Origin of the sequence: Bradyrhizobium commune, assembly GCF_015624505.1 — a bacterium.
GTDB classification, from domain to species: Bacteria; Pseudomonadota; Alphaproteobacteria; order Rhizobiales; family Xanthobacteraceae; genus Bradyrhizobium; species Bradyrhizobium commune.
On sequence record NZ_CP061379.1, the window covers coordinates 4,120,115 to 4,145,457 of the forward strand.

Here is a 25,343-nt window from a genome sequence, read left to right on the forward strand (position 1 = left end):
GCGACACTTAGTTCCTGGGAACGCAGGGGTGATGGACTGTTCCCCTGTTCCAGGAACCGACTCACAGGGGCCGCGTTTCCCGCTACAATGCGTCGATGAAACCAGCTGATTCCTCGGCCCGTTACACCCGCCGCGCCCTGCTCCGGTCGGCGCTTGGCGCAGCGACCCTGCTGGCATATCCAGCGCGCGTTCTCGCCTCGCCTCCGGGCTTCGACGAATGGCGTGAGGGTTTTCGCGCACGCGCCATGGCCAAGGGCATTTCGGCGGCGACCTGGCAGCGCGCGATGGCGCGGGTCGAGCCGGACATGAGCGTATTCAAGGAAATCCGCAACCAGCCGGAATTCCACGAGCAGGTCTGGCAATACATCAACCGCCGGGTCTCCGACTGGCGCATCATCAACGGCAAGATCGCGCTGAAGAACAACGAGGCGCTGTTCGCGCGCATCGAGCGCGATTTCGGCGTCGAGCGCGGCACGCTGCTGGCGCTGTGGGGCGTGGAGTCCGCTTACGGCGATCCCCTGGTGCAGCAGAACCACATGACGCCAGTGTTTCCCTCGCTCGCCGCGCTCGCCTGGAACGAGCCGCGCCGCAAGGCCTATTGGGAAGCCGAGCTGATCAATGCGCTGCGCATCGTCGACAAGGGCTGGAGCACGCCCGAGCAGATGCAGGGATCCTGGGCCGGCGCGATGGGACATTCGCAATGGATGCCGGAGGTCTGGCTCAATGTCGGCATCGACTATGACGGCGACGGCAAGGTCTCGCCGTTCGGCAAGCCCGACGACGCGCTGGGGTCGACCGCAAAATATCTCGTCAATCGCGGCAAATGGCATCGCGGCGAGCATTGGGGCTATGAGGTGCGCAGCCCCGGCGAGATGAGCGGGAGCCGCAGCTACGCCGCCTGGCAATCGGCCGGCGTCACCCGCGCCGACGGCCAGCCGTTTCCGCAACCGAACGCATCCGCGCAGATGTGGACGCCGGTTGCAGGCGGACCAACATTTCTCCTGGGACCGAATTTCTACGCGGTGAAGAGCTACAATCCCTCGATGAATTATGCGCTGGCGATCTGCCATCTCGGCGATCGCTGCCTTGGTGCGCCGCCCTTCATCCAGCCGTTCCCGGGCTCCGAGCGCGCGCTGACACTCGCCGAGGTGCAGGAGATGCAGACGCGTCTGACCAAGGCCGGTTTCGACACCGGCGGCACCGACGGCCGCGTCGGCAACGACACGATGAAGGCGATCAAGGATTTTCAGCAGCGCGCCGGGATCACGCCTGCGGACGGCTATGGCGGCCTGAAGGTGCTGGCAAAGCTGCGGCAGAGGTCGTAGCTCGGGCCGCCCTTCTGCAAAAATTGAAAAACAACCCCATGCACAGTAGAAACGCGACGGCTGGCCGGCACGAGCCCCGCTCCGTCAAACCATTGCCGCGTCGAGCAAATCAGAAGCAAACAGGCAAGCACCGCAGCGTCTGCGGCGCGGGGTGGTCGTCGCGGCCAGACGTGCCGTCAGCCGGGCGCGCTTCAAGGCCTGCACGAATTTCGAATTTTACGAATAGCATTTGATTCGTCGGGCAAAACAGTGGCACTATGGCATGCTGGCTATCCGAAAGCGGCGACAGCCAATCGCGGCGCGCGGAAGCCCTGCTGATATCCAACCTCCGGGCAAGTGCGGTAGGCAACTGCACTGTCACGGGAATTGCCGTGTCTCACTTCAGGGGCGCAGTCCAGTGCATTTAACTGCTGCAACACGTCATCCCCTCTGCATCAATCCGCTAAACCGGCCTTCGCTCTCCGAGCTACGGCGGACAAGTCGCTCCATCCGGGCTACGCGGCCCTCGCTAATGCCTGTACTGCGGCTCTTCGGCATCGAGCTGGCGGCGGATCGCGGCGAGATGGAGTCGGGCGGATTCGGAATCGCCTTCGCGCATCTGCCTGTAGGTTTCGGCCGCGATGGCCGGATCGACCGGCAGGACTTTTCGTCCCGTCGACATCGCCAGCACCTGCACCTCGGCGGCACGCTCGAGGTAATAGAGATCGTCCCAGGCTTCCGCAATCGTCGGCGCCAGCACCATCACGCCGTGATGCTTCATGAAGACGATGTCGGCATCGCCGACGGCCGACGCAATGCGGGCGCCTTCGCGATTGTCCAGCGCAAGGCCGTTGTAGTCGCGGTCGACCACGGTGCGGCCGTAGAATTTCAGCGCGGTCTGGCCGGCCCAGATCAGGGGCTCGCCCTCGGTCATCGACAGCGCTGTGGCGTACGGCATATGGGTGTGGAAGGCGACCTTGGCGCGCGGCAGGCGCTTGTGCATCTCGGCATGGATGTAGAACGCGGTCGCCTCGGGCACGCCCTCGCCGTCGAGCACGTTGCCGTGGAAGTCGCAGATCAGCAGCTTCGAGGCGGTCAATTCGCGGAAGGCGTAGCCATAGGGGTTGACGAGGAAGAGATCGTCATGGCCCGGCACCACGGCGGAGAAATGGTTGCAGATGCCCTCCTCAAAGCCATTGCGCGCGGCCATGCGGAAGCAGGCGGCGAGATCCTCGCGCGCGGTGCGGATCGCGTCGGTGGCGAGGTCCGGCCGGTTCGAGCGGAACGGCGTCGGCGATGAAGACTGAAGGCTGTGCGCCATGGCGACGGAGACCTCTTTCGGGCAGGAGACATCGGCGTTCTACAGGGCCGACGCCGCTGCGTCAGCCCCTGCTGCCGCCACCCTGCCCTGCGCGTCTCACGCCCGCCGCGGCACCCCGCCTGCGTTCATGCCGCCGTCGATGACGAGCTCGCTGCCGGTGACGTAACGCGAGGCATCTGACGCCAGATACAGCACGCCGGAGGCAATCTCCGAGGCCTGGCCGGCGCGGGCGAGCGGGGTCGCGACCCTGGCGCGCTCCTCCGGATCGATCGGCGCGTTGCCCTGATTGCCGGTCGCGCCCGTCGGAATCTTGCCCCAAATCGGCGTATCGATGATGCCGGGATGGACGGAGTTGACGCGGATGCCGTCGCCGGCCGCCGCACATTCCATCGCGATCGATTTCGCAAACAGCCGCACGCCGCCCTTGGTCGCCGAATAGGCCGAGAGCCCAGGCGCGCCGCGCAGGCCCGCCAGCGAGGACATCATGACGATCGAGCCGCCGCCGGTCTTGCGCATCAGCGGCAGACAATGCTTGACCGAGAGAAACACGCCGTCGAGATTGATCGCGTTCTGCTTGCGCCAGTCGCCGAGCGTCATGTCGGTGATCGAGGGCACGGCAATGCCGATGCCGGCATTCGAGACCATGATATCGAGCCGGCCGTAGCGCTTCGCAACGTCGGCCACGACCTCGATCCAGCGCTCCTCGCTGGTGACGTCCTGCTCCAGGAAGATCGCGTTGCCGCCGGCTTTCGTGACTCGCTTGGCGAGCTCGGGTCCGCGCAGCTCGTCGATGTCCGAGATGACGACGGTCGCGCCTTCGCGCGCGAACAGCTCGACGATCGCTTCCCCAATGCCCGACGCGCCGCCCGTCACCAGCGCGACCTTGCCCTCAACCTGCCCTGTCATGTTTACTCCCTTTCTTTTTGTTGTTTGACGTTTGTTGTTCGAAGCCGTCTATTTTTGCGCATGATCTTGTCGGAAAACCGCTTCGCACTTTTCCGGATCATGCGTCACCTAATCACGGATGGCCCCTGGTCCGGTAGCGCCACGTCGATGACGCGAAACTGCACGCGCTCGGCGCCTTGATAGCGATCGACCGACAGCGAACCCGCAACATGCAATTGCTGGCCGCGGTTGGCGACAAGCACGTTGCCGAGCTTTTGGCCGACCGAACGGAATGCGATGGCGTTGACGATCGCGCCGTCGCCAGACTTGAAGCGTAGCCTTAAGTGCGCCTGCCCGACCTCGTCGGCAAAGATGAGCTGATGCGCCGGCAGCGCCAGCACGGCTTCGGGATTGCCGCTGCCGAAGGGGCCGGCGCGGTTGAGCGTGGTCGCGAGCTCAGGCGTCACGGCGCGCGCGGAGACCGCGCCGTCGATATAGAGCTCGTTGACATGGCGCGCCTCGGCGACGTCACGCGCCAGCGCGTTTTCGAGATAGGCGCGGAATTCCGCGAGCTTTTCCTTCCGCAGCGTCACGCCCGCGGCCATGGCGTGGCCGCCGCCTTTCAGCAAAATGCCATCAGTGACCGCCTGCCGCACCGCCTTGCCGAGATCGACGCCGGCGATCGAGCGGCCCGAGCCGGTGCCGATGCCGCCGGGCTCGAGCGCGATGGCAAAGGCCGGCCGCGAGAACTTCTCCTTGAGGCGGGAGGCGACGAGGCCGACCACGCCGGGATGCCAGCCTTCGGAGGCCGTGACGATGACGCCGAGCTTGTCCTCGAGCCCGATCGAGGCCAGCGCCTCGGCTTCAGCCTGCGCTTCGGCGGCCTGCTCGATGACGCGACGCTCGCTGTTGAGGCGGTCGAGCTCGGCGGCGATCCGCGCGGCCTCGACGCTGTCGCCTTCGAGCAGCAGCCGCACGCCGAGATCGGCGCGGCCGATGCGGCCGCCGGCATTGACGCGCGGCCCGAGCATGAAGCCGAGATGCCAGGCCTCCGGCGGGCCGTTGAGCCGCGCCACGTCCATCAGCGCGGTGTGGCCGACATGGTCGCGCCGCCGCATCGCGATCAGCCCCTTGGCAACGAAGGCGCGGTTCAGCCCGATCAACGGCGCGACGTCGGCGACAGTGCCGAGCGCGACATGATGCAGCATGCCGAGCAGATCGGGCTCGGGCATTTCGTTCGTCCAGAAGCCGCGCTGGCGCAGCTCGCGATTGACCGCGACCAGCGTCACCAGCACGAGACCGACGGCGGCGAGATGGCCGAGGCCGGAGAGATCGTCGAGCCGGTTCGGATTGACCAGCGCATCGACTTCCGGAAGCACTTCGCCGGCCTGGTGATGGTCGATCACGACCACGGACATGCCAAGCCGTTTGGCCTCGGCGAGCGGCTCGATGCTGGTGGTGCCGCAATCGACGGTGACGAGCAGGGTGGCGCCCTTGGCGGCCAGAGCCCGGACCGCTTCGGTGTTGGGGCCATAGCCCTCAAAGATCCGGTCGGGAATGTGGATCAGCGGGTCGAGCCCGCAATGGCGCAGATGCCAGGCGAGCAGTGCCGCCGAGGTCGCGCCGTCGACGTCATAGTCGCCGAAAATCGCGACCTGCTCGCCCGTCACGGCGGCATCCGCGATCCGCTTCGATGCCGCCTCCATCTCCGTCACGGTGAAGGGGTCGGGCAGCAATTTTCGGATGGTGGGATCGAGAAAGTCGGGAACCGCGTCGATGTCGATGCCGCGACCGGCCAGCACACGCGCCAGCAGTTCCGGCAATTGGTGGCGCTGCACGATGGCAAGCGCCTTGGCCGCCCCGCGCCCGTCAAGCCGGTCGCGCCAGAGCTTGTCAGTCAGCGAACGCGCGACCCCCAGGAAGGCCTGGGGCGCTTCGACGGGTAACGCGGTGGCGGGCGGCGTCATGATGCGAGGCTGGCTGCTGGGAACACGAGGACCCGTACGATCACGGACACCCGTCACTTGTCTCGAAGGATTGGCCGGCAATCCCGCGGGATTTGCAACGGCCGGACCGCACAAAGCGGTGGATGGCTGCCTAACCGGCGGGAGTGACTATCATTTGGGCATTCCTCCGAACAGCAAATTAAGCAGGCGTTAGGTTGAATCCTAGAAAAAGACTCGTATTCGATCTGTCAGCGATTGTTCCGGGTTCACTACAGATCAGGCCTCATTGCCAAGGGAAGTCCCCGATGTCTGCTGCGCTGGGTCTGAAAGCCAAGCCGATTGCCGCCGAACCCGCCGATGATGATTCCGACATCTCCGCGCTGATCAATCGCCTCACCGCCGAGGTCAACCAGATCGCGGTCGACAAGACCAAGTCGATCCAGCAGATCACCAATCAGATGAAGATGCTGGCGCTGAACGCGCTGATCGAGAGCTCGCGCGCCGGCGCGCAAGGCGCGGGCTTCGCCGTGGTGGCGCAGGAGGTGCGCGGCGTCGGCCAGCAGGTCGAGACCATCGCCCGCGAGCTGGAGACGCAACTGACGAAACGCACCGGCGATCTGGTCGCCTCGATCGATCGCATGAGCCAGCGCTCGCGCGGCGAGCGGATGATGGATCTGTCGCTCAACGCCATCGAGCTGATCGACCGCAACCTCTATGAGCGCACCTGCGACGTACGCTGGTGGGCAACAGACTCCGCCGTGGTCGATTGCGCCGCCTCTCCTGCTCCGGCGGCGGTGACCTACGCCTCGCAGCGCCTTGGCGTCATCCTCGGCGCCTACACCGTCTATCTCGACCTCTGGCTCTGCGATCTCGACGGCAACGTCATCGCCAACGGCCGCGCCGACCGCTTCCGCGCCGTCGGCCAGAACGTCGCCCACACCAAATGGTTCCGCGAGGCACGGACCTTGCGCTCCGGCGACGACTATGTCGCCGGCGACATCGAGAGCCAGCCCCTGCTCGGCAACGCGCAGGTCGCGACCTACTGCGCCAGCGTGCGCGCCGGCGGCCAGGCCAACGGTGCGCCGATCGGCGTGCTCGCCATCCATTTCGACTGGGAGCCGCAGGCCCGTGCCATCGTGCAGGGCGTGCGCGTCGGCGACAGCGACAAGGCCCGCGTGCTGCTGGTCGACTCCAATTTCCGGGTCATCGCCGCCTCCGACGGCCAGGGCATTTTGAGCGAGCGCGTGCCGCTCTCCCACAACGGCCAGCGCTCCGGCTTCTATCAGGACCGCTCGGGCGGAGTCACTGCGTTCCACGCCACGCCCGGCTACGAGACCTATCGCGGCCTCGGCTGGTACGGCGTGATCGTCTGCGGGGCGTAAGCCGGGCTAGCGCCTCCCCGAACAAAAGTCGAGAAAAAACCCCATGCTCAGCAGCGGGGGGATTGAAGGCACGAGCTTTTTTCGTCCGGCCTGATCATTTGACTCGGTCGGGCAAAACACTGGCAATCTGCCATCATCGCGCAGGCTCGCACCGGAGCGCTCCCCCCTCCTCCCGCACATCGAAACTCGAAGCAGAGACCCTGCGGCGAGCAGGCGAATGCTTGAGACACAAGGGAATGATCCCTGACCGATTGTTGTCCTATCGCGACGACACGTCTTGAGCACTTTCCGGCAAGGCAGGCCGGCTTCAGGCAAGAGGCTGCCGCATTGCTCCGGTATAACGCCGCCCACATCGGACGAGCGCGGGCATCATCCTGCTTCAATCATCCCCCGCTCGCAAACATGCGAAGGAGCCATGCCATGAAGATCGTCGTGATCGGCGGGACCGGATTGATCGGATCCAAGCTCGTGACGAAGCTTGGGGAACGCGGCCATAAGGCCGTGGCGGCCTCGCCGAAATCAGGCGTGAACGCCGTGACCGGGGAAGGCCTCACAGCCGTGCTGGCCGGCGCGGATGTCGTCGTCGACGTCGCCAACGCGCCGTCCTGGGAACCGGTCGCCGTGCTCGATTTCTTCCGGCGTTCGAGCACAAATCTTGTCGCAGCGGAGGCCGCCGCCGGCGTGAAGCATCATGTGGCGCTGTCGATCGTGGGGACCGAACGGTCGCCCGACATCTCGTATTTTCGTGCCAAGCTCGCGCAGGAGACCGTCATCAAGTCCTCCTCGGTCCCCTACTCGATCGTCCGCGCCACCCAGTTCTTTGAATTCCTCGGCGCCATTGCCGAGATGGGCGCGACTGAGGGCAAGATCGTCGTTTCGTCGGCGCAGTTCCAGCCGATGGCGGCCGAAGACGTGGCTGATCGCCTCGCGGAGGTCGCAATGGGCCGGCCGCTCAACGGCACGATCGATATCGCAGGACCTGAGAAGGCCCCCTTCAACGAATTCGTCGCGCGACGCGTGAAGGCGTCGGGCGACACCCGTCCAGTGGTCGGAGACCCGAAGGCGCCCTATTACGGCGCGCCCATTGACGACAAATCTCTGGTCCCGCTCGGCGAGGCGCGGCTCGGGACAACGCCGCTCGCAACGTGGCTCGCGAACCTCTGAGCCTTCGCGATGGCGTTGCCGTATTTGGGGCCGCAACATCCCTGCTCCCGCGACCATCACCTGAACTTGACAAGGTCCTGAAAGATCAGCGGCGCCCAAATTCGGCCTCGCGCCTGCACGAGCAAGCCGCCCTCCGCAAGCTTACCCAGCCCGACTGGCGCGAAGCCGAGCGCTTCGGCCAGGGCTGCCACCTGCGTGGTCGCGCTCTCGTCATCGCTCGCCAGGAACACGACACGCCGCCCGCCTTTGGCGTTCGGATCGGCGCCAAGGACTCCCGCGGGCAGATGGTTGAAGGCTTTCACCAAACGCGCTCCGCTCAAGGCGCGGGAAATCACGACCGAGGACGGAAGGTCGCCCAGATCCCCGGGTGAAACACCGAACGCGTTGGTCGCATCAATCACGATCTTGCCCTGCCAGCTCGCCGCTACCTTCGCGACGTCGCGGTGCGCCCAGAACGGGACGGCCAAAATCACGATCTCGGCAGCAAGCGCGTCCTGCAACGATCTCGGGATGATCGAAGGTCCGATCGCCTTCGCAAGCGGTGCGAGCGCTTCGGGCGGCCGTGTCCCTGCAACCGCGACTTCCATACCCTGACGCTCAAAGGCGCGCGCGAGGGCCTGGCCAACGGCCCCGAAACCTACAATTGCGTAACTCATCGATCCCGTCCTTCTCGTTCAGGTGCATCCGGTCGCAGCCGCCGGCTCTGCTCTTGCGGGAGAACTAGGATCGCGCACATGAGGACGGGATTGGCGATTTTTCGACAACGGTTGTGCGCCAGCGCACCGCTCAATCGCCGGACGGAGACAACCCCGCGAGAAGCGATGCGTGAGCGGCGAGCCTGCGCGTGAGTGCAATCCTGCACCGCGGAGGTGCGTTTTCTGAAGTCGCACCCTTACCACCCTGCGGAAATGCGCTCAAACCGGTCATCCGCGCCGAGCTGGCCCCATCCGACATCGGCCGCCAAACCGGATCGTCTGCGCACCAGCGGTGTGCGAACTTTCGCACTGAACAGCCTGTGGGCGCGAACTATTTGACAGTTCCCGAATGAGCGGGAGTGCAAATTGAAGGACGTGTCATGTCGAGATTGAAAGGCAAGGTCGCCGTTGTCAGTGGCGGCAACAGCGGCATCGGGCTGGCGATCGCCCAGCGGTTCGCGCGCGAGGGGGCGCATGTGTTCATCTTCGGCCGACGTCAGGACGCGCTCGACGAGGCGGCGCAATCCATTGGCGCCAACGTCACCACGATCCGGGCGGATGCGTCCAGGCTCGACGACCTCGATCGTGTCGCCGCCGCCGTTCGCAAGGCGGAGGGTAAGGTGGACGTGATCGTGTCCAACGCCGGCTTCACCGAAAAGATGCCGTTGCGCGAGATCACGGAGGAGCACTACGACCGCACGTTCAACCTGATGGCCAAGGGGCCGCTGTTCCTCGTGCAGAAGATGCTGCCGATGATGGGGCGTGGAGGATCAATCATCCTGGTGTCCTCGGCCATGCACACGATGGGCCTTGCGAACCACTCGACCTATGCCGCCACCAAGGCGGCGGTGCGTTCCTACGTCCGGACCTGGGCGGCCGAGTTCGGGGATAGCGGCATCCGCGCGAACCTGCTCAGCCCCGGCCCGGTCGATACGCCGATCATGGACTCCCAGGCGAGCACGCCGGAGGAAGCCACCGCCATTCGCAAGATGTACGCCAACTACGTGCCCATGCTGAGATTAGGCCGTCCGGAAGAGCTGGCGGCGGCCGCCGTCTTCCTTGCCTCGGACGAGAGCTCGTTCATGACGGGCTCCGACATGCTCGTCGACGGCGGCGTCAGCAACGTCTGACGCGGACCCTGCGAAGTGCCGGCGTCGGCCCGACAAAATCGACGCCGGCCTGCAAGCGAACGTCTTCGATCTGCTCAGGCGAGATAACCGGACACACCGTCCCACAACAGCTTCAGCGCGGTGACGACCAGCAGGCCGTAACAGGCCCGGTAGATCTGCTGCTGGTCGAGCTTGCCATGCAGCCGCCAGCCGAGCCAGACGCCTGCGGGAATGGCGAGCAGGCACGCGGCCATCACGATGCAGACATTGCCGGCCGGCCGCACCAGCAATAGCCACGGCACCGCCTTGGTGGCGTTGCCGACGGTGAAGAACAGGCTCGTCGTTCCCGCATAGACCTCCTTGCTGAGACCGAGCGGCAAGAGATACATCGCGAGCGGCGGTCCGCCCGAATGCGCGACCATGGTGGTGACGCCCGAGGCGAGGCCGGCCGCGACCGCCTTCGGCGTCGACCGCGGACGGATGGTGATCTTGGGGTCGCTGAAAAACCACAGGCCGACGAAGACCAGGGTGACGACGGCCATCACGATCGCGACGGCGCGATGGTCGAGCACGCGGAACAGGACATAGCCGAGACCGATACCGACCACGAGCCCGGGCAGCAGCAGCACGAGGTCCGGCTTCGACCAGGTCGAGGGCTTCCAGTAGCGCAGCGCGAACAGGTCCATCGCGATGAACAGCGGCGCGAGCAGGCCGCCGGCCGTGACCGGATCCATCACGAACGACAGCAGCGGAATGCCGACGATGGAGAAGCCGCCGCCGAACGCGCCCTTCATGAAGCAGATCAGGAACACGCCGGCGAAGGCGACGAGGATCGTTGTGGCTGTCAGGTCCATGGCCCGTCTCCGATCAATGTCCTCACATTGCTCCTACATATATCTCGGATCAATCGAAACATTGATCTCGGTGCAATGCGATCGGGCAGACGGCTGGCGCCGATTTCAGTTCGCGATCGCGCTCGTGTTGCGGATGAGCACGGTGTCGCCATTCCGGCTGATCTCGATCGCGTTCGCATGCGTCGGCGTCGAGAGCACCACGCGCTGACCGGGCGCAAGCACCGACACGAAGCGGATCGGGTTGCCCGACGCACCTTGCGCAAGCGTGGTGACGACGCGGAAGCCGCCGGGCTCGACGGTGTAATAGGCGACGCCGGAGACATCGCCGAGGTCGATGCTTTGCGCCGCGATCGGCCGCAGGCCGTTGGCATGGGCCACTCCAAACGAGGCGATGGTGAAGACGGCGGCGAGAAGCGTGTTGCGGATCGACATGTGACCCTCCGTTGACTTGGGCGGCGGGCGGAACGCCCGTCTGCTCCCTTGCCGCAGCACATGGTCAGGCCCACATCATCGATCAAACAGATGGGGTCGATAATGAATATCGATACTGTCAATCTCGCTCGTATCGACCTGAATTTGCTCGTACATCTCGGCGCGCTTCTCACCGAACGAAGCGTGACGCGGGCCGCCGCCCGGGTCGGTATTGGCCAGTCGGCGATGAGTCATAACCTGGCGCGGCTGCGGGAGCTGTTCCGCGACGAGCTCCTGACGCGGGGCCCCGCCGGGATGCGTCTCACGCCACGTGCGGTGACTTTGCTCGAGCCGGTGCAGGCCATGCTGGCGCAGGTCGAGGCGCTGGTCTCGCGGGACCAACCTTTCGATCCGGCAACGGCGGTGCGGACGTTCCGGTTCGGATTGCCGGACAGCATGGAAATCCTGTTCATGCCGGCGCTGCTTGCGCGCATGCGCGAGGTGGCGCCCGGCATTCATCTCAGGCTCTACAATTTCGATGCGTCGCGACTGCTCGAGGATCTCGATTCCGACGAGATGGATATCGCCATCGGCTACGACGCCTTCCAGCAAGGGCAAGTCCATCACAAGCGCCGCAAGCTGTTCGACGAGAGCTATCTCTGCATGTTCAATGCCGAGATGACGGGAATAACGGCGCCGATCTCGCTTGAAGACTATGTTCGGATGCCCCACGTGCTGACCAGCCTGAGGCCCGGGCGCAGCATCCGCGGCATTGTCGACGAAGCGCTCGACAAGCTCGGGCTGACGCGCTCGATCGCGCTCACCACGCCGCGCTTCCTCACCGTTCCGTCGCTGGTCGCGCGCGCCCCGGTGATCGTCACCATACAGTCGCGGCTGGCCCGGCGCTTCGCCGCCGAGCTCGGGCTCAGCCTCAGCCCGTTGCCGATCGAGCTGCGCGAGGTCACGGTGTCATTGCTGTGGCATGCGTCCTACGATCACGATCCGGCACACGCCTGGCTGCGCGAGCAGGTGACGCAGCTTGCTGCCGAATTGTGATGGCGGGCCCGTTCGCCCTCGCCCGCTAGAGCATGATCCGGAAAAGTGCGTAGCGGTTTTCCGAAAAGATCATGCGCAAACAACAACCTAAAGCGCGATGACGATTCATCCCAATCTCATCGCGCTTTAGGCGCGGTTGCCGAACAAAGCGAGCGTGATCGATCGCAGCCAGCGATGAGCGGGGTCGCGGTGGTAACGCTCGTGCCAATATTGCGCGATCTCGATGCGCGGCAGCGCGACCGGCGTCTTGAACACGGTCATACCGAGCGGCTCGGCGACGATGGCGGCGAGATTGGCGGGCAAGGTTGCGACGCCATCGGTCTGCGAGGCCACGATCGCGCCGGCGATGAAGCTCGGCACCTGCAACATGATATTGGCGCGGGCGATCGCGCGGGTCAGCACGCGCTGCGTCTCGAGATGGGCCGCATGCCCGGTCTCGGACGCGGTGATCAGGATGTGCTGCTCGTCGAGAAACCCCCGGCGCGTGCGCGCGTGCGCCGGCCGCGGATGGCCGCGCCGCACCACGCTGGCATAGCCGTCGGAATAGAGCCGCTGCGAGCGAAGATGTCCCGCCGCCCGCGGCAAGGCGCCGAGCGCAAGGTCCGCCTCTCCCGATTCCAGCTTGAGCGCAAAGTGCCGGGAATCGAGCGGCATCGCGCGCACCTGGATGCGCGGCGCGAGCTCGGCGAGCCGCGCGACCAGAGGCGGCAGGAACCGCACCATGCCGACGTCGGTCAGGAGCAGGCTGAAGGTCTTCTCGGATTGGCGCGGATCGAACGGCAGCCGCTCCTGCCACAGTGTGTCGGCCATCTCGAGCAGGGCGCGGACCTGCGAGGCCATCTCGACCGCCCGCGCCGTCGGCTGCACGCCGCTGCCACGTCGCACGAACAGGGGATCGTCGAAGCGCAGGCGCAATCGCGCCAGCAGCTTGCTGATGGCCGGCTGCGTGGTGTCGAGACTTGCGGCCGCTCGCGTGATGCTGCCCTCTCGCAGCAGCGCGTCGAGCACCCGCAGATCGCGGAAATCGATTTCGGAAGATTCCATTCTGGACATATGAAACATTCCCCTGGAGCCATGGACCGAACATCGCCTTTTGCTATCCTGCGGTCAAAGGCAAATCGAACAGCCAAACAGCGGACAGGAGGAAGCCATGACCAAATTCGTGATCGAATCGCATTTTCGCCTGCAGGAATGGGTGGCCGAGGAGAAGAGCTACTTCCGCGACGAAGGGCTCGACTACGAGTTCCGCGAGCTGATCCGCTCGACCGAGGGCCAGCACCACAACAAGGTCAACGAAGGCGCCTTCCAGAGCATCGAGAAGGGACGCCAGGCCGACGTCAGCTGCGCCTGCCACTGGACCGTCAACGTCGCGGCCTCGAACGGCCACGCCAAGCTCTACGCCGACGTCTATTCGGTCGCCCCTTCCGGCATCTTCGTCCCGGCCGATTCCAGGATTCGCACCCCGTCCGACCTCGCCGGCATCCCGATTTCGGTCGGCTTCCAGTCCGGCAGTCACTATTCGACCATCCAGGCACTCGAGCCTTATCTGGCGGCCGATCAGATCAACCTGACCTTCGAGGACGGCATGCTGTTCCGCCGGATGGAGCTGCTGTTCGAGGGCAAGAGCGAGGCGGCCGCGCTGTTCAATGGCCCCTATTATTTCGCCGAGCAGCTCGGCTACCGCAAGATCATCGACACCACCTTCATGATCGCGTCGATGATCAACGGCGATCCGGCGCCCGACGACGTCAAGCACTACTTCCGCGCGCTGAAGAAAGCCCAGCGCGACATCGACCTGCGCCCCGAGCTCTACACCCGCTATTACAAGAACGAGTTTCCCGAGCGCTTCCACGCCGCAATGGATACGCGGCGCTGGGGACCGGGCGAGCGGATCGTGTTCGAGCCCTATTCGCGCGAGGTCTACGAGCAGTCGTTCGACTGGATCGAGAAGCGCGGCATCTTCAAGGACGGCACAATGGGCGACGGCAGCTACGACAGGGCCACGGTCGCATTCGGCAGGATATGAGCTGCGGGCGCCTGCTGGCGCCCGAGCTTCCGTCACATTTTCACTTTCGCCCGATTTTCGTTGCGGCTCTCTGTCGGCAGAATCGACGGCGCGTTAGAGGTGAAGCCCCTCGGGCAGCCTCACGCGCCGCGGGCAAATTCGGTCGCTCTTGCGCAACCAACGGAGATCAACATGACCAAACCCGGCATCGTTTTCGCGCACGGTCTGTGGGCTGACGGATCGTGCTTCGGCAAGCTGATCCCGACGCTCCAGGCCGAGGGTCATGAGGTGATGTCCAGTCAGCATGGCCTCGACTCGCTCGCAACGGACATTGCCGCCGTGAAGGCGTGCCTTGCGCGCGTTCCCGGACCTGTGGTCCTGGTCGGCCACTCCTACGGCGGGACGCTCATCACGCACGCAGGAACCGATCCGCGCGTGGCCGCGCTTGTCTACATCGCGGCGCTCGCGCCGGATTCCGACGAAACCTCTCAAAGCCACCTTGCCAAATTTCCAACCACGCCCGTGTTCGGCCATCTCGATGTGCCGGAGGGCCGCATCTGGCTCAAGCCAAGCGGCGTCAAGCACTTCGCAGGCGATCTGCCCGAAGCTGAGCAAAAACTGGTGTATGCGACGCAGGGGGCACCGGTGGCAGATCTCTTCAACCAAAAAGCCGAGGGCACGGCATGGAAATCCAAGCCGAGCTGGTATGTTCTCGCCACCCAAGACCAGACGGTTCCCCCGGAGCTGCAACACTTCGTCTCGAAGCGCATGAACGCCACCACGACCGAAGTCGCGTCGTCGCATGTCCCCATGCTGTCGAATCCGGCTGTTGTGCTGGACGTCATCCGAAAGGCTGCGAGCGCGGTCTCGGCGCGCTGACATCAGTCGGCGCAGCCTACAAGCGGAGACCGGCGCGACCGGTCTCCACTGGTCAGAGGACGCTGCTGACGTCTTTCAGGTCGTCATTGCGGCGGCCCCACCATGGCGCTTCATGCCGTCGTCACGGTTGCCCCGATCAACGGCAATCGTCGTCGTCGCGATCGCACGCGCCGCCCTCATGGTCGTCCGCGTCACGACCAAGCCCGGTCTCCGGCGTGAACGAAACGCCCCGGAGCGCTTCGGCGAAGCGCGCCGTGCGCACGGTGGTGAACGTCTCGCTCGCCGGCAGCGCAGTCGCGACAAGCTTGTCCTTGATCATGACGAGCTTGTTCGGATCAGCGCCCTGGTCGCCGCCGCCACTCACAGTGGAGGTGATCGCCCAGATCGATGCCGTGCCGTCGGAATTGACGCGTCCGATGATGTTACGGAGTCCGTCGGTCGCGGGCGACCACGGCAGGCCGGTCGCAGCATTGTTGCCGGTCGGGTAGTCCCGCACGGTATAGGGTACGCCGAGACCAAGTCCGGCCTGGAGCGTGTAGCTCAGCTTCCAGGTCTTGGCCGTGTCGTCGAACACCCATTTCTGCAAGCCTGCTCCGGTCTGGGCTGCGGCGGCTGTGTAGGTGTTGGTCGCAGCGCTGAACGTATTGGTGCCGTCGCCCTCGTCGGCCACATAGAGCGTCTTGGCGTCCGCGAACCAAACGCCGAACGGGAACGAGGTCGCTGTCTTGGCGAGATTGATCGGAAACCCCTTGAGCACGCACATGTTGTAGGGCGTGACGCCGAGCGTCTGAAGCTTTGATGCATCATAGAAGATCGGCGTCGTCGGCAGCTTTGCCGATGCGCTGGGCAGACCGACGCCATTGGGGCACGCCAGCGGCTTGCCGTTGGCATCGAAGCCCGAGGTGTCGATGAAGTACACCGTGTTGATGCCGTTGCCGCCGCTGCCCTTCGTCACATAGATCACGTCGTTGAACACGGTCAGGCCGCGGAAGTTGGTGTCCTTGCCAATCTTGTCCGCCTTCAGGCTCAACTGGGTGACATTGAAGCTGCCGACCGGCGTCGGCAGGCCCGGATCAGGTTGGTCGACGAGCGCAGCCTTCGCAGCTGTCATGATCTGCGCGCCGGCGCCAATGATCACGCCATTCGGCTGAGGATTGCTGCCATTACCGGCATTGCCGGTGGCATAGAACACGTTGGCGCCGGGCCGGTCGTTCAGAACAGCGGCGCGCCCGTTGTTGCCGCTATAGGCGTTGGTCTTGGTGAAGCGGAAGCGGCCGTGCTCGTCGACCGTCGCGATCACACGCGAGAACTTGGAAGTGACCGGGTTGGTCGAATCAACGACATCAGGCGTATTGGAGTTGGAGACGTCGACCGCGTCGACCGGAGCGAGGTAGCCCATGAACGATACGCTGTGGCGATCGATCGAAAGGTTCAACCCGATCTCGGACTTTGACGGGAAGCTCGTGACCATCTGGTCCCTGTCCGAGTTGACGCCGCGCTGGCCACTGTTCGGCACCTCCAGCGACTGGACGCGATGGCCGTTCAGCCGCAGCTCGTCGAGCACGATCTTGGACGTGATGCCAAAAGAGCTGTCGACCAGATCGTTGCTGAATACCATCGGATAAGTGCCGTCGGTGGTCGCCGCGGCGCAATTGGGCGCCACACAGTTCGGCGGCAATTGGGTGACGCCGGCCGTGATGTTCGAAGCCTTGTTGTCATAGACCGCCTTGCTCAAGAGCAGGTGGCCCGGGCGGAAATGAAAATCGTCCTGATCGGCCAGCGCCGGCATACTGACGAGCGCGGTAGAGGCGAGCAAGCCAGACACAAACAAGGTCCGCGGAAGCCCCGCGAACGCGCGCGATCCTTTGACAGCCATTGGCGTTTTCCTAATTTTATGATTTTCGCAGGACGGACGGCCGGCCCACAGCGGCTCGGTGCGCACGCAGTCTGCGAGCGGACTGTTACAGGAATGCGAATGAGATGCGACGCGCCTCAGCTTCCGTCAAGGCGCGCGAACGCTCAACGGCAAAGCGCAAAGAGGAGGCTCGTGAAATGCTGCGGTGCCTGACCTAGCGCGATGAGATTGGATGAACCGTCATCGCGCTTCAGGTTATTGTTTGCGCATGATCTTTTCGGAAAACCGCTTCGCACTTTTCCGGATCATGCTTCAGCAGCCGAGCTTGTCGGCGACGCCGCCAAAATCCTTGGCGACAATGTCCCAATTGCCGGTGGCCTCGAAGTCGATCTTCTGATGCGGGCCGTACTCGGTTGGCCGCGCCACGAACGCAGTCTTCAGCCCGTATTTCTGCGCGGCCTTGAGGTCGTAATTGTGGGCGGCCACCATCATCACCTCCTCCGGCTTGAGGCAGAGCAGCCGCGCGGCGCCGAGATAGGTTTCGGGATCGGGCTTGTAGTGCTCGAACAGCTCGGCCGACATGATGAGGTCCCACGGCAGGCCGGCAAACTTCGCCATGTTGGTGAGCAGCGCGACATTGCCGTTCGACAGCGGCGAGATCACGAATTTGGTCTTCAGCCGGGTCAGGCCGGCGACGCTGTCGGGCCAGGGATTGAGGCGGTGCCAGCCCTTGGTGAGATGATCGAGATCCGCGTCGGTGAGGCCCTTGATCGCGAACTGCTCGACCAGCTTTTCAAGCGAGCGGCGGTGCAGATCGTCGAGCATGACATAGCCGCGCTCGGGGTGCTTGCGCACGTCGTCCATCGAGGCCGAGTACACGGCGCGCCAGCCGTCCACCAAGGCGGTCCAGTCGGCGCTGATGCCGCGTTGTTTGCCCCACCACATGAAGTCGGTGATCAGGCTGGTGCGCCAGTCGACGACGGTGCCGAACACGTCGAAGACCAGGGCTTTGACGGCGGAAAGATCGGACATGGGCGCGCTTCCTTCTTGTTGTTCTTGTCGTTGTCATTCCGGGGCGCGCGGAGCGCGAACCCGGAATCCATTCTGCCTCGCTCTCTGCTGCCCGATGGATTCCGGGCTCTCGGGCCGCGCGCTTTGCGCGGTCCCGTCGCCCCGGAATGACGGAGAACATTAGTCGAGGTGGAACTTCGCCAGCTCGCGATGCTCGGCCTTGATGTAGCGCACGGTGCCGGTGACGGAGCGCATCACGACCGTCTCGGTCTCGATCACGCCGTCCTTGCGGAATTTGACGCCCGACAGCAGTGAACCGGTGGTAACGCCGGTGGCGGCAAACAGGCAGTCGCCGCGCGCCATGTCCTCGATGCCGTAGATCATCTTGGGATCGTTGACGCCCATCTTGGCGGCGCGCTCGATCTTCTCGCCGGAATCGAGGATCAGGCGGCACTGCATCTGGCCGCCGATGCAGCGCAGCGCCACGGCCGCGAGCACGCCTTCCGGCGCGCCGCCGGTGCCGAGATACATGTCGACGCCGGTATTGTCAGGGTCGGCGCAATGGATCACGCCGGCAACGTCGCCGTCGGTGATCAGGCGCACGGCCGCGCCGGTCGAGCGCACGCTCTCGATGATGCTGGCATGGCGGGGACGGTCGAGCACGAGCACGGTGATTCCATCCGGCCCAACGCCCTTGGCCTTGGCGAGACGGCGGACGTTGTCGGCCGGCGTTGCGTCGAGCTCGACGACGCCCTTGGCATAGCCGGGACCGATCGCGAGCTTCTGCATGTAGACGTCGGGCGCATGCAGCAGCGTGCCGCCGTCGGCCATCGCCATGGTGGCAATCGAACCCGGCATGTTCTTGGCGCACAGCGTGGTGCCTTCGAGCGGGTCGACTGCGATATCGACTTCCGGACCGGCGTTCATGCCGACCTTCTCGCCAATGAAGAGCATCGGCGCCTCGTCGCGCTCGCCCTCGCCGATCACGATGGTGCCCTGGATCGGCAGCTTGTTGAGCTCGCGGCGCATCGCGTCGACGGCGGCCTGATCGGCCGGCTTTTCCTGCCCGTGCCCGCGCAGACGCGCCGAGGACACCGCCGCCCGTTCCGTCACGCGCACGATCTCCAGCGTGAGAATGCGCTCGAGCAACGCTTGCGGCGGCACTGAAATATGGGTCGACATCGGCTCACTCCTTCAAGCAGTTTAGGACAGAAGCTTCTGCCCACATCAATTCGCAACGCCTACGGTTCGTTCAAACCGCGCTCTCTCTTTTGCGCACGCATTTATCGGAAAACCGCTTCACACTTTTCCGGATCATGCGCTAGTTCTTCTCAATCCGTATGACCTGCGGCCGACCGCTGATCACCTTGTCCTTCTGCACGGCGGCGAGCGCGCGGCGCACCGCGTCCTCGTGCGTGGCGTAGGTGATCAGGATGACGGGCACGGGCACCGCCTTGCCGTTGCTGGGCGCAGCGCCGCCATTGGGATGACGCTGCACGATCGACTCGATTGAAATCTTCTGCTCTGCGAGCCGGGTCGCGATCGCAGCCGCGGTGCCCGGGAAGTCGCGTGCCAACAGGCGGATGTAATAGCCGCCCTCGTGTCGCTCCATCGGCGCCTTCTTGGTGTCGCGCAGCTGCGCAATCGGGCGGCCGAACGGATTGGCGCGGATGCCGCGCGCAACGTCCGCAATATCGGCGACGACGGCGGATGCGGTGGCAGCGCCGCCCGCGCCCGGGCCGACCAGCGTGATCGGCGGAATGCCCTCGCCATCGATCGTGACCGCGTTGGTGACACCCATCACCTGCGCGATCGAGGAGGATTTTGGAACCATGGTCGGATGCACGCGCTGCTCGATGCCCTTGGCAGTGCGAACGGCAACACCGAGCAGCTTGACGCGGTAGCCAAGATCGGCGGCCGCGCGAAGATCTTCCGGCGCGATGGAGGAGATACCTTCGACATACACCGCGCTTTGAGCAACTTTCGTGCCGAAGGCGAGGCTGGCGAGAATGGCAAGCTTTTGCGCGGTATCGTGGCCATCCACATCGAAGGACGGATTGGCCTCGGCATAGCCGAGCCGCTGCGCGTCCTTGAGACATTCAGCGAACGACAGGCCCTCCTGCTCCATCCGCGTCAGGATGTAATTGCAGGTGCCGTTGAGAATGCCGTAGACGCGATTGATGCCGGTTCCCGCAAGACCTTCGCGCAACGTCTTGATGACGGGGATCGCAGCGCCAACCGCTGCCTCGAAATTCAGCGCACCGCCATGCTTTTCGGCGGCCTTTGCCAGCTTGATACCATGCTTGGCGAGCAGTGCCTTGTTGGCCGTGACGACAGATTTTCCCGCAGTCAGGGCCGCCTCGACCGCCGACATCGCGGGATCGCCGGCGCCGCCCATCAGCTCGACGAAACAGTCAATCTCGGGATGCGTGGCGAGCGCCATCGGATCCTTCGCCCATTCGACGTCGCGCAGATCGACGCCGCGCTTCTTCGCCTTCGAGCGCGCGGTGACGGCGACGACCCGAATGCCACGGCCGCTGCGGCCCGCCAGCGCGCGGGCCTGGGATTCGATCAAACGCACAACTTCGGCGCCCACGGTGCCGAGCCCCGCTATGCCCACTTTCAGGGGTGCAACCATGATGCCTAGGAAAACCTGCAGAAGAGAAACTTGAAGAGAACTTAGCGCCGGTTGGCGAGCGGAACGACGTTGTGCAACGTTTCGATGCCGCTTTCAAGGAAGCGGCGCACACCGCGCGCGGCCTGCCTGATCCGTTGCTCGTTTTCCACCATGGCGATGCGAACATAGCCTTCGCCATGCTCGCCGAAGCCGACGCCGGGCGAGACCACCACGCCGGATTTCTCCACCATCAAGGTTGCGAACTGCATGCTGCCGACGCCGCGGAACGCTTCCGGCAGCGGGGCCCAGGCGAACATCGAGGCGTCCGGCGGCGGGATCTCCCAGCCGGCGCGGCCGAACGCCTCCACCAGCGCATCGCGGCGCTTGCGGTAGGTGTCGCGCATCTCCTTGATGCAATCGTCGGGGCCGTTCAGCGCGGCGGTCGCGGCGACCTGCACCGGCGTGAACGCGCCGTAGTCGAGATAGGATTTGACGCGGGCAAGTGCGGCGATGACGCGGTCATTGCCGACCGCAAAGCCCATGCGCCAGCCGGCCATCGAATAGGTCTTCGACATCGAGGTGAATTCGACGGTGACGTCGATCGCGCCGGGCACCTGGAGCACCGAGGGCGGCGGATTGCTGTCGTCGAAATAGACCTCGGCGTAAGCGAGATCGGACAGGATCAGGATCTCGTGCTTCTTCGCGAACGCGACGAGGTCCTTGTAGAAGTCGAGGCTCGCGACATAGGCGGTCGGGTTCGAGGGATAGCAGACGACGAGCGCGAGCGGCTTCGGGATCGAATGCACGATCGCCCGCTCAACCGCCTCGAAGAATTCCGGGGTCGGCTCCGAGGGCACCGAGCGGATCACGCCGCCCGCCATCAAAAAGCCGAAGGCGTGAATCGGGTAGCTCGGGTTCGGGCAGAGGATGACGTCGCCCGGCGCGGTGATCGCCTGGGCCACGTTGGCAAAGCCCTCTTTCGAGCCGAGCGTCGCCACGACCTGGCTGTCGGGGTTGAGCTTCACGCCGAAGCGGCGCTCGTAATAGGCGGCCTGGGCCCGGCGCAGGCCGGGAATGCCGCGGGAGGCGGAGTAGCGGTCGGTGCGAGGCTTGCCCAGAGTCTCCTTGAGCTTCTCCAGCACATGCGGCGGCGCCGGCAGATCCGGGTTGCCCATACCGAGGTCGATGATGTCGGCGCCGGCATTCCGCGCGGCCGCCTTGGCCCGGTTGACCTGCTCGAACACGTAAGGCGGAAGGCGGCGGATGCGGTAAAAATCGTCCATGGCTCTCTGGGCTCCGGGCAACCGGTCAGGACAGAATCGAGGGGCGATAAATACCCTTCGAGGAGATCTCGCCCCGCGCACAAAAATCACTCGAAATCAAATACTTGGAGTGACTTTCAGCGACGAGGACTGAACTCTTTCGCCCTGACTCTCGGCTGAACTGACGTCTTTTTAGCACGGAGTGGCGGGGGCGCCAGCGATTACGTCGCACCGCTTCTATTTGGCGTCCTTTGCAGCAACGGATTGGCGGTCGCGCGCAGCGGCCAGTTCGGCTTCGATCTTGGCGCGCTGGTCCGGCGGGATGATCGCCTGATCACGCTCCGGCGGCAGATCGTGGACCGGGAGGTAGGCGCCGGGCTCCCTGGGATGGGCCTGCGCATCGGTGGGCGTGTAGTCAGCCAACTGGCTCGAGCAGCCGCCCAGGGCGAGCGCCGCAATCAGCAGCGCGCCGCACATTGGCAGCGTCTTTTGCAGGTCCCTCAACGCCAACACTTGGGAAATCCCTTACTCGTCCCAATGCAGGGCTGGCGGAGACTAACCCGACAACCTGCCCAAGCTCAAACCATTGCTGCCCACAAATGGTTCGAGCGAGAAAACATCCAAGGCCCACGCTGCGAGGGGTGCACCCCGATTGTGACAAAAGCAAGAAGCCTTGTCGCAGTGCAGCACATCTTCGCGCGCGTTTGGCGCCAAACCAGCGAGCTTCGCGGTGACGAGGACGGAATGAATCGTTACTGTCATCGTCATGAGTACCGCCACGACCGACACGCCCAAATCCGGGACAAAGTTTGAAACGAAGTTCGATGCGGAGGCCTTCGCGATGAATGTCGCGCGGGCCTTGGAAAGCGGCGGCAAGGCGCTCGCCGCCTATCTCAAGCCGCGCGAAAGCGGCGAGGTGCAGGATCGCCCGCCGGCCGAGCTCGCCGAGGTCGTCAAGACCTTCACGTCGGTCGCCGAATATTGGCTCTCGGACCAATCGCGCGCGTCGGATGTGCAGACCAAGCTCGCCAAGGACTATCTCGACCTCTGGGGCTCGGCGTCGCGGCGCATGGCCGGCCAGGATGCCCCGCCGGCGATTTCGCCCTCGCCGCGCGACAAGCGCTTTGCCGATCCGGAATGGAAGTCGAACCAGTTCTTCGACTTCATGATGCAGCTCTATCTGCTGACCAGCAAATGGGCGCAGGAGCTGGTGCAGGACGCCGACGGGCTCGATCCGTCGACGCGCCGCAAGGCCGAGTTCTACGTGCAGCAGGTCACCAACGCGATCTCGCCGTCGAACTTCGTTCTGACCAATCCGGAGGTGCTGCGCGAGACGGTGGCCTCAAGCGGCGAAAATCTCGCGCGCGGCCTGACGATGCTGGCAGAGGACATCGCCGCCGGCAAAGGCATGCTGAAGATCCGTCAGTCCAACCCGGACAATCTCGTGGTCGGCGTCAACATGGCGACGACGCCGGGCAAGGTGATCTACCAGAACGAGATGATGCAGCTGATCCAGTATTCTCCGACCACGGAGAATGTGCTGCGCACGCCGCTCTTGATCATTCCGCCCTGGATCAACAAGTTCTACATCCTCGATCTCAAGCCGGAGAAATCCTACATCAAGTGGTGCGTCGACCAGGGCATCACCGTGTTCGTGATCTCATGGGTCAATCCGGACAAGCGGCTCGGCACCAAGAGCTGGGAAGATTACATGAAGGAAGGCCCGCTCACGGCGATGGACGTGATCGAGAAGGCCACCGGCGAGATGAAGGTGCACACCGCCGGCTATTGCGTCGGCGGCACCATGCTCGCGACCACGCTGGCCTGGCTCGCCGAGAAGCGGCGCCAGCGCGTGACCTCGGCGACGTTCTTTGCGGCGCAGGTCGACTTCACCCATGCCGGCGATCTGCTGGTGTTCGTCGACGAGGAGCAGATCGCAGCGCTCGAGCAGGACATGAAGGCGTCCGGCGTGCTCGAAGGCTCGAAGATGGCGATGGCCTTCAACATGCTGCGCTCGAACGATTTGATCTGGTCCTACGTCGTCAGCAACTATCTGAAGGGCCAGCAGCCGAGCGCGTTCGACCTGCTGCACTGGAATTCGGACGCGACGCGCATGACCGCGGCGAACCATTCCTATTATTTGCGCAACTGCTATCTTGAGAACCGGCTGTCGGCGGGCTCGATGGTGCTCGACAACACCCTGCTCGACCTCTCCAAGGTCAAGGTGCCCGTCTACAACCTCGCCACGCGCGAGGACCACATCGCGCCGGCGGAATCGGTGCTGTACGGCTCGCAGTTCTTCGGCGGCCCGGTGAAATATGTGCTGTCCGGCTCCGGCCACATCGCCGGCGTCGTCAATCCGCCCGCCTCGAACAAGTACCAATACTGGACCAACGACACCATCAAGGACGTCAACGTCGCCCAATGGCTGAAAGGTGCAGTCGAGCACAAGGGTTCATGGTGGCCGGACTGGCGCGAGTGGCTGGGCGCGCTCGACCCGGAGGAGGTCCCGGCGCGCAGCGTCGGCAGCGAGGCGCTGCCCCCGCTCGAGGACGCGCCCGGTAGCTATGTCAGGGTCCGCGCATAGCGGAAGCTTCCTTGCGCATGGCGCAATCTTGCGCGCTTGTATAAGCTCGCTTTCGCCACCGCGATGAATGAGGGGACCGGGTTATGACGCGTGAATTGTTCTGGCTGACTTGGACGGTGATCCTGACCGGCATTCTCTGGATCCCCTACGTGCTCAACCGCTGCCAGGTGCGCGGCCTCGGCGGCGCGATGGCCAATCCCGCGCGCGGCGACAAGCCGCACGCCGAATGGGCGAACCGGCTGATGTTCGCGCATGACAACGCGGTCGAGAACCTCGTGATCTTCGCGCCGCTGGTCCTGATCCTCAACGCGATCGACTATTCCTCGAAATGGACCGTGCTCGCCTGCGTTGTCTATTTCTGGTCGCGCGTCGCCCATCTGATCGTCTACGCGCTCGGCATCCCGGTATTCCGCACGCTGGCCTTCACCGTCGGCTTCCTGGCCCAGGCGGTGCTGGCGCTGGCGATCTTCAAGGTGTTTTGAGGGGACCACGAGCACGAATGAGGCTGTTCCCCCTTGCGGCCCGAAGGTATCTTCCGGTGCGGGGGCAACCACAATGAGGAGCTGCGATGCGGATCCTTTTGCCAATCGTCGCGACGATCGCCCTCGCCGGCCTTTGCGGCAGCGCCTGCGCGCAGGCCCAATGCCCTGAACTGACCCGCCTGCGCAGCGAGGCGACGGAATCATCCAAGCCAAAGATGCGCGGTTTGATGATCGGCCGCTGCGAAGACCATATTCGCGCATCGCAGGCCTGGAGCGCTGTCCTCGACTACGCAAGGGAGCATCAGGACGTCTGCGATGTTTCAAGCCAGTCGCTCAGCGCACTCGAGGCCTCCCGCCGCGCGGCAGTGACGGTCCGCGACAACGTCTGTGCCGGCCGGCCTGCTCGGCCGTTTCCCGCGGATATCATTCAGCAGTAAAGAACACCGTGCCGCGCGCGACACGACGACGCGCGCAGCAGCGATGGGCTGGCTCTGCGACGCATCACCGAAGACGTGCTG

General features: G+C 64.5%; 23 protein-coding genes. 10 read left to right on the forward strand and 13 right to left on the reverse strand.

Translation table 11 applies throughout. From position 1 onward, the window contains the following. Window positions 1–95: 95 nt before the first annotated feature. Window positions 96–1,325 (forward strand): lytic murein transglycosylase, encoded by a 1,230-nt coding sequence (locus IC761_RS19425; protein WP_195798257.1) that lies wholly within the window; start codon window positions 96–98, stop codon window positions 1,323–1,325. Between the two features lie 508 nt (window positions 1,326–1,833). Here IC761_RS19425 and IC761_RS19430 read toward each other — a convergent pair. From IC761_RS19430 to recJ, 3 genes are all read right to left on the reverse strand, one after another. Continuing rightward, window positions 1,834–2,625, reverse strand: coding sequence for an aldolase (locus tag IC761_RS19430; protein ID WP_195798258.1), 792 nt, complete (start codon window positions 2,623–2,625; stop codon window positions 1,834–1,836). Window positions 2,626–2,721: 96 nt separating this feature from the next. Further along, entirely contained in the window at window positions 2,722–3,531 is an 810-nt protein-coding gene (locus tag IC761_RS19435; RefSeq protein ID WP_195798259.1) for an SDR family NAD(P)-dependent oxidoreductase, read from the reverse strand. Window positions 3,532–3,635: 104 nt separating this feature from the next. Beyond that, window positions 3,636–5,477, reverse strand: coding sequence for a single-stranded-DNA-specific exonuclease RecJ (gene recJ, locus IC761_RS19440; protein ID WP_195798260.1), 1,842 nt, complete (start codon window positions 5,475–5,477; stop codon window positions 3,636–3,638). Window positions 5,478–5,761: 284 nt separating this feature from the next. On the opposite strand from recJ, the gene IC761_RS19445 reads away from it, so the two are divergent. After that, entirely contained in the window at window positions 5,762–6,838 is a 1,077-nt protein-coding gene (locus IC761_RS19445; RefSeq protein WP_195798261.1) for a methyl-accepting chemotaxis protein, read from the forward strand. Window positions 6,839–7,258: 420 nt separating this feature from the next. Further along, window positions 7,259–8,002 (forward strand): SDR family oxidoreductase, encoded by a 744-nt coding sequence (locus IC761_RS19450; RefSeq protein ID WP_195798262.1) that lies wholly within the window; start codon window positions 7,259–7,261, stop codon window positions 8,000–8,002. Between the two features lie 56 nt (window positions 8,003–8,058). Here the strand turns inward: IC761_RS19450 and IC761_RS19455 are convergent, their stop codons facing one another. Next, complete coding sequence (locus IC761_RS19455; protein ID WP_195798263.1) at window positions 8,059–8,658, reverse strand: NADPH-dependent F420 reductase; 600 nt, start codon at window positions 8,656–8,658, stop codon at window positions 8,059–8,061. 419 nt (window positions 8,659–9,077) lie between these two features. Between IC761_RS19455 and IC761_RS19460 the strand changes: the two genes are divergently transcribed. Further along, window positions 9,078–9,827: an SDR family NAD(P)-dependent oxidoreductase gene (locus IC761_RS19460; protein WP_195798264.1), complete on the forward strand. Its 750-nt coding sequence runs from the start codon at window positions 9,078–9,080 to the stop codon at window positions 9,825–9,827. 74 nt (window positions 9,828–9,901) lie between these two features. Here IC761_RS19460 and IC761_RS19465 read toward each other — a convergent pair whose 3' ends face one another. Together IC761_RS19465 and IC761_RS19470 are read right to left on the reverse strand one after the other, a co-directional pair. Further along, complete coding sequence (locus tag IC761_RS19465) at window positions 9,902–10,660, reverse strand: sulfite exporter TauE/SafE family protein (RefSeq protein WP_195798265.1); 759 nt, start codon at window positions 10,658–10,660, stop codon at window positions 9,902–9,904. 105 nt (window positions 10,661–10,765) lie between these two features. Continuing rightward, complete coding sequence (locus IC761_RS19470) at window positions 10,766–11,092, reverse strand: hypothetical protein (protein ID WP_195798266.1); 327 nt, start codon at window positions 11,090–11,092, stop codon at window positions 10,766–10,768. Window positions 11,093–11,194: 102 nt separating this feature from the next. On the opposite strand from IC761_RS19470, the gene IC761_RS19475 reads away from it, so the two are divergent. Then, window positions 11,195–12,127: a LysR family transcriptional regulator gene (locus IC761_RS19475; RefSeq protein ID WP_195798267.1), complete on the forward strand. Its 933-nt coding sequence runs from the start codon at window positions 11,195–11,197 to the stop codon at window positions 12,125–12,127. A 126-nt stretch (window positions 12,128–12,253) separates the two neighbouring features. On the opposite strand, the gene IC761_RS19480 is transcribed toward IC761_RS19475, so the two are convergent. Beyond that, on the reverse strand, window positions 12,254–13,171 hold the full coding sequence (locus IC761_RS19480; protein WP_195798268.1) for a LysR family transcriptional regulator: 918 nt from the start codon (window positions 13,169–13,171) through the stop codon (window positions 12,254–12,256). Window positions 13,172–13,277: 106 nt separating this feature from the next. On the opposite strand from IC761_RS19480, the gene IC761_RS19485 reads away from it, so the two are divergent. Together IC761_RS19485 and IC761_RS19490 are read left to right on the forward strand one after the other, a co-directional pair. After that, window positions 13,278–14,153, forward strand: a complete 876-nt coding sequence (locus tag IC761_RS19485) for an ABC transporter substrate-binding protein (protein ID WP_195798269.1) — start codon at window positions 13,278–13,280, stop codon at window positions 14,151–14,153. Between the two features lie 171 nt (window positions 14,154–14,324). Further along, the gene (locus IC761_RS19490; protein ID WP_195798270.1) at window positions 14,325–15,011 is read left to right on the forward strand and encodes an alpha/beta hydrolase; all 687 of its coding nucleotides are present in this window, start codon (window positions 14,325–14,327) and stop codon (window positions 15,009–15,011) included. Between the two features lie 136 nt (window positions 15,012–15,147). Here IC761_RS19490 and IC761_RS19495 read toward each other — a convergent pair whose 3' ends face one another. The 6 genes from IC761_RS19495 to IC761_RS19520 all read right to left on the reverse strand — a co-directional run bounded on the left by IC761_RS19495 (window position 15,148) and on the right by IC761_RS19520 (window position 22,269). Next, entirely contained in the window at window positions 15,148–16,887 is a 1,740-nt protein-coding gene (locus IC761_RS19495) for a hypothetical protein (RefSeq protein WP_195798271.1), read from the reverse strand. A 291-nt stretch (window positions 16,888–17,178) separates the two neighbouring features. Next, the gene (locus IC761_RS19500) at window positions 17,179–17,898 is read right to left on the reverse strand and encodes a haloacid dehalogenase type II (protein WP_195798272.1); all 720 of its coding nucleotides are present in this window, start codon (window positions 17,896–17,898) and stop codon (window positions 17,179–17,181) included. 159 nt (window positions 17,899–18,057) lie between these two features. Further along, window positions 18,058–19,059, reverse strand: coding sequence for a class II fructose-bisphosphatase (gene glpX, locus IC761_RS19505; protein WP_195798273.1), 1,002 nt, complete (start codon window positions 19,057–19,059; stop codon window positions 18,058–18,060). A 139-nt stretch (window positions 19,060–19,198) separates the two neighbouring features. Then, entirely contained in the window at window positions 19,199–20,515 is a 1,317-nt protein-coding gene (locus IC761_RS19510) for a homoserine dehydrogenase (protein WP_195798274.1), read from the reverse strand. Window positions 20,516–20,556: 41 nt separating this feature from the next. Continuing rightward, window positions 20,557–21,777 (reverse strand): LL-diaminopimelate aminotransferase, encoded by a 1,221-nt coding sequence (locus IC761_RS19515; RefSeq protein ID WP_195798275.1) that lies wholly within the window; start codon window positions 21,775–21,777, stop codon window positions 20,557–20,559. Between the two features lie 216 nt (window positions 21,778–21,993). Beyond that, window positions 21,994–22,269 (reverse strand): hypothetical protein, encoded by a 276-nt coding sequence (locus IC761_RS19520; protein WP_195798276.1) that lies wholly within the window; start codon window positions 22,267–22,269, stop codon window positions 21,994–21,996. 253 nt (window positions 22,270–22,522) lie between these two features. On the opposite strand from IC761_RS19520, the gene IC761_RS19525 reads away from it, so the two are divergent. The 3 genes from IC761_RS19525 to IC761_RS19535 all read left to right on the forward strand — a co-directional run bounded on the left by IC761_RS19525 (window position 22,523) and on the right by IC761_RS19535 (window position 25,262). After that, a complete protein-coding gene (locus tag IC761_RS19525) occupies window positions 22,523–24,343 on the forward strand; it encodes a PHA/PHB synthase family protein (RefSeq protein WP_195798277.1) in 1,821 nt (606 codons plus the stop codon). Between the two features lie 83 nt (window positions 24,344–24,426). Then, the gene (locus IC761_RS19530) at window positions 24,427–24,825 is read left to right on the forward strand and encodes an MAPEG family protein (RefSeq protein WP_195798278.1); all 399 of its coding nucleotides are present in this window, start codon (window positions 24,427–24,429) and stop codon (window positions 24,823–24,825) included. A gap of 86 nt (window positions 24,826–24,911) precedes the next feature. Next, window positions 24,912–25,262, forward strand: a complete 351-nt coding sequence (locus IC761_RS19535; RefSeq protein WP_195798279.1) for a hypothetical protein — start codon at window positions 24,912–24,914, stop codon at window positions 25,260–25,262. Window positions 25,263–25,343: the final 81 nt, after the last annotated feature.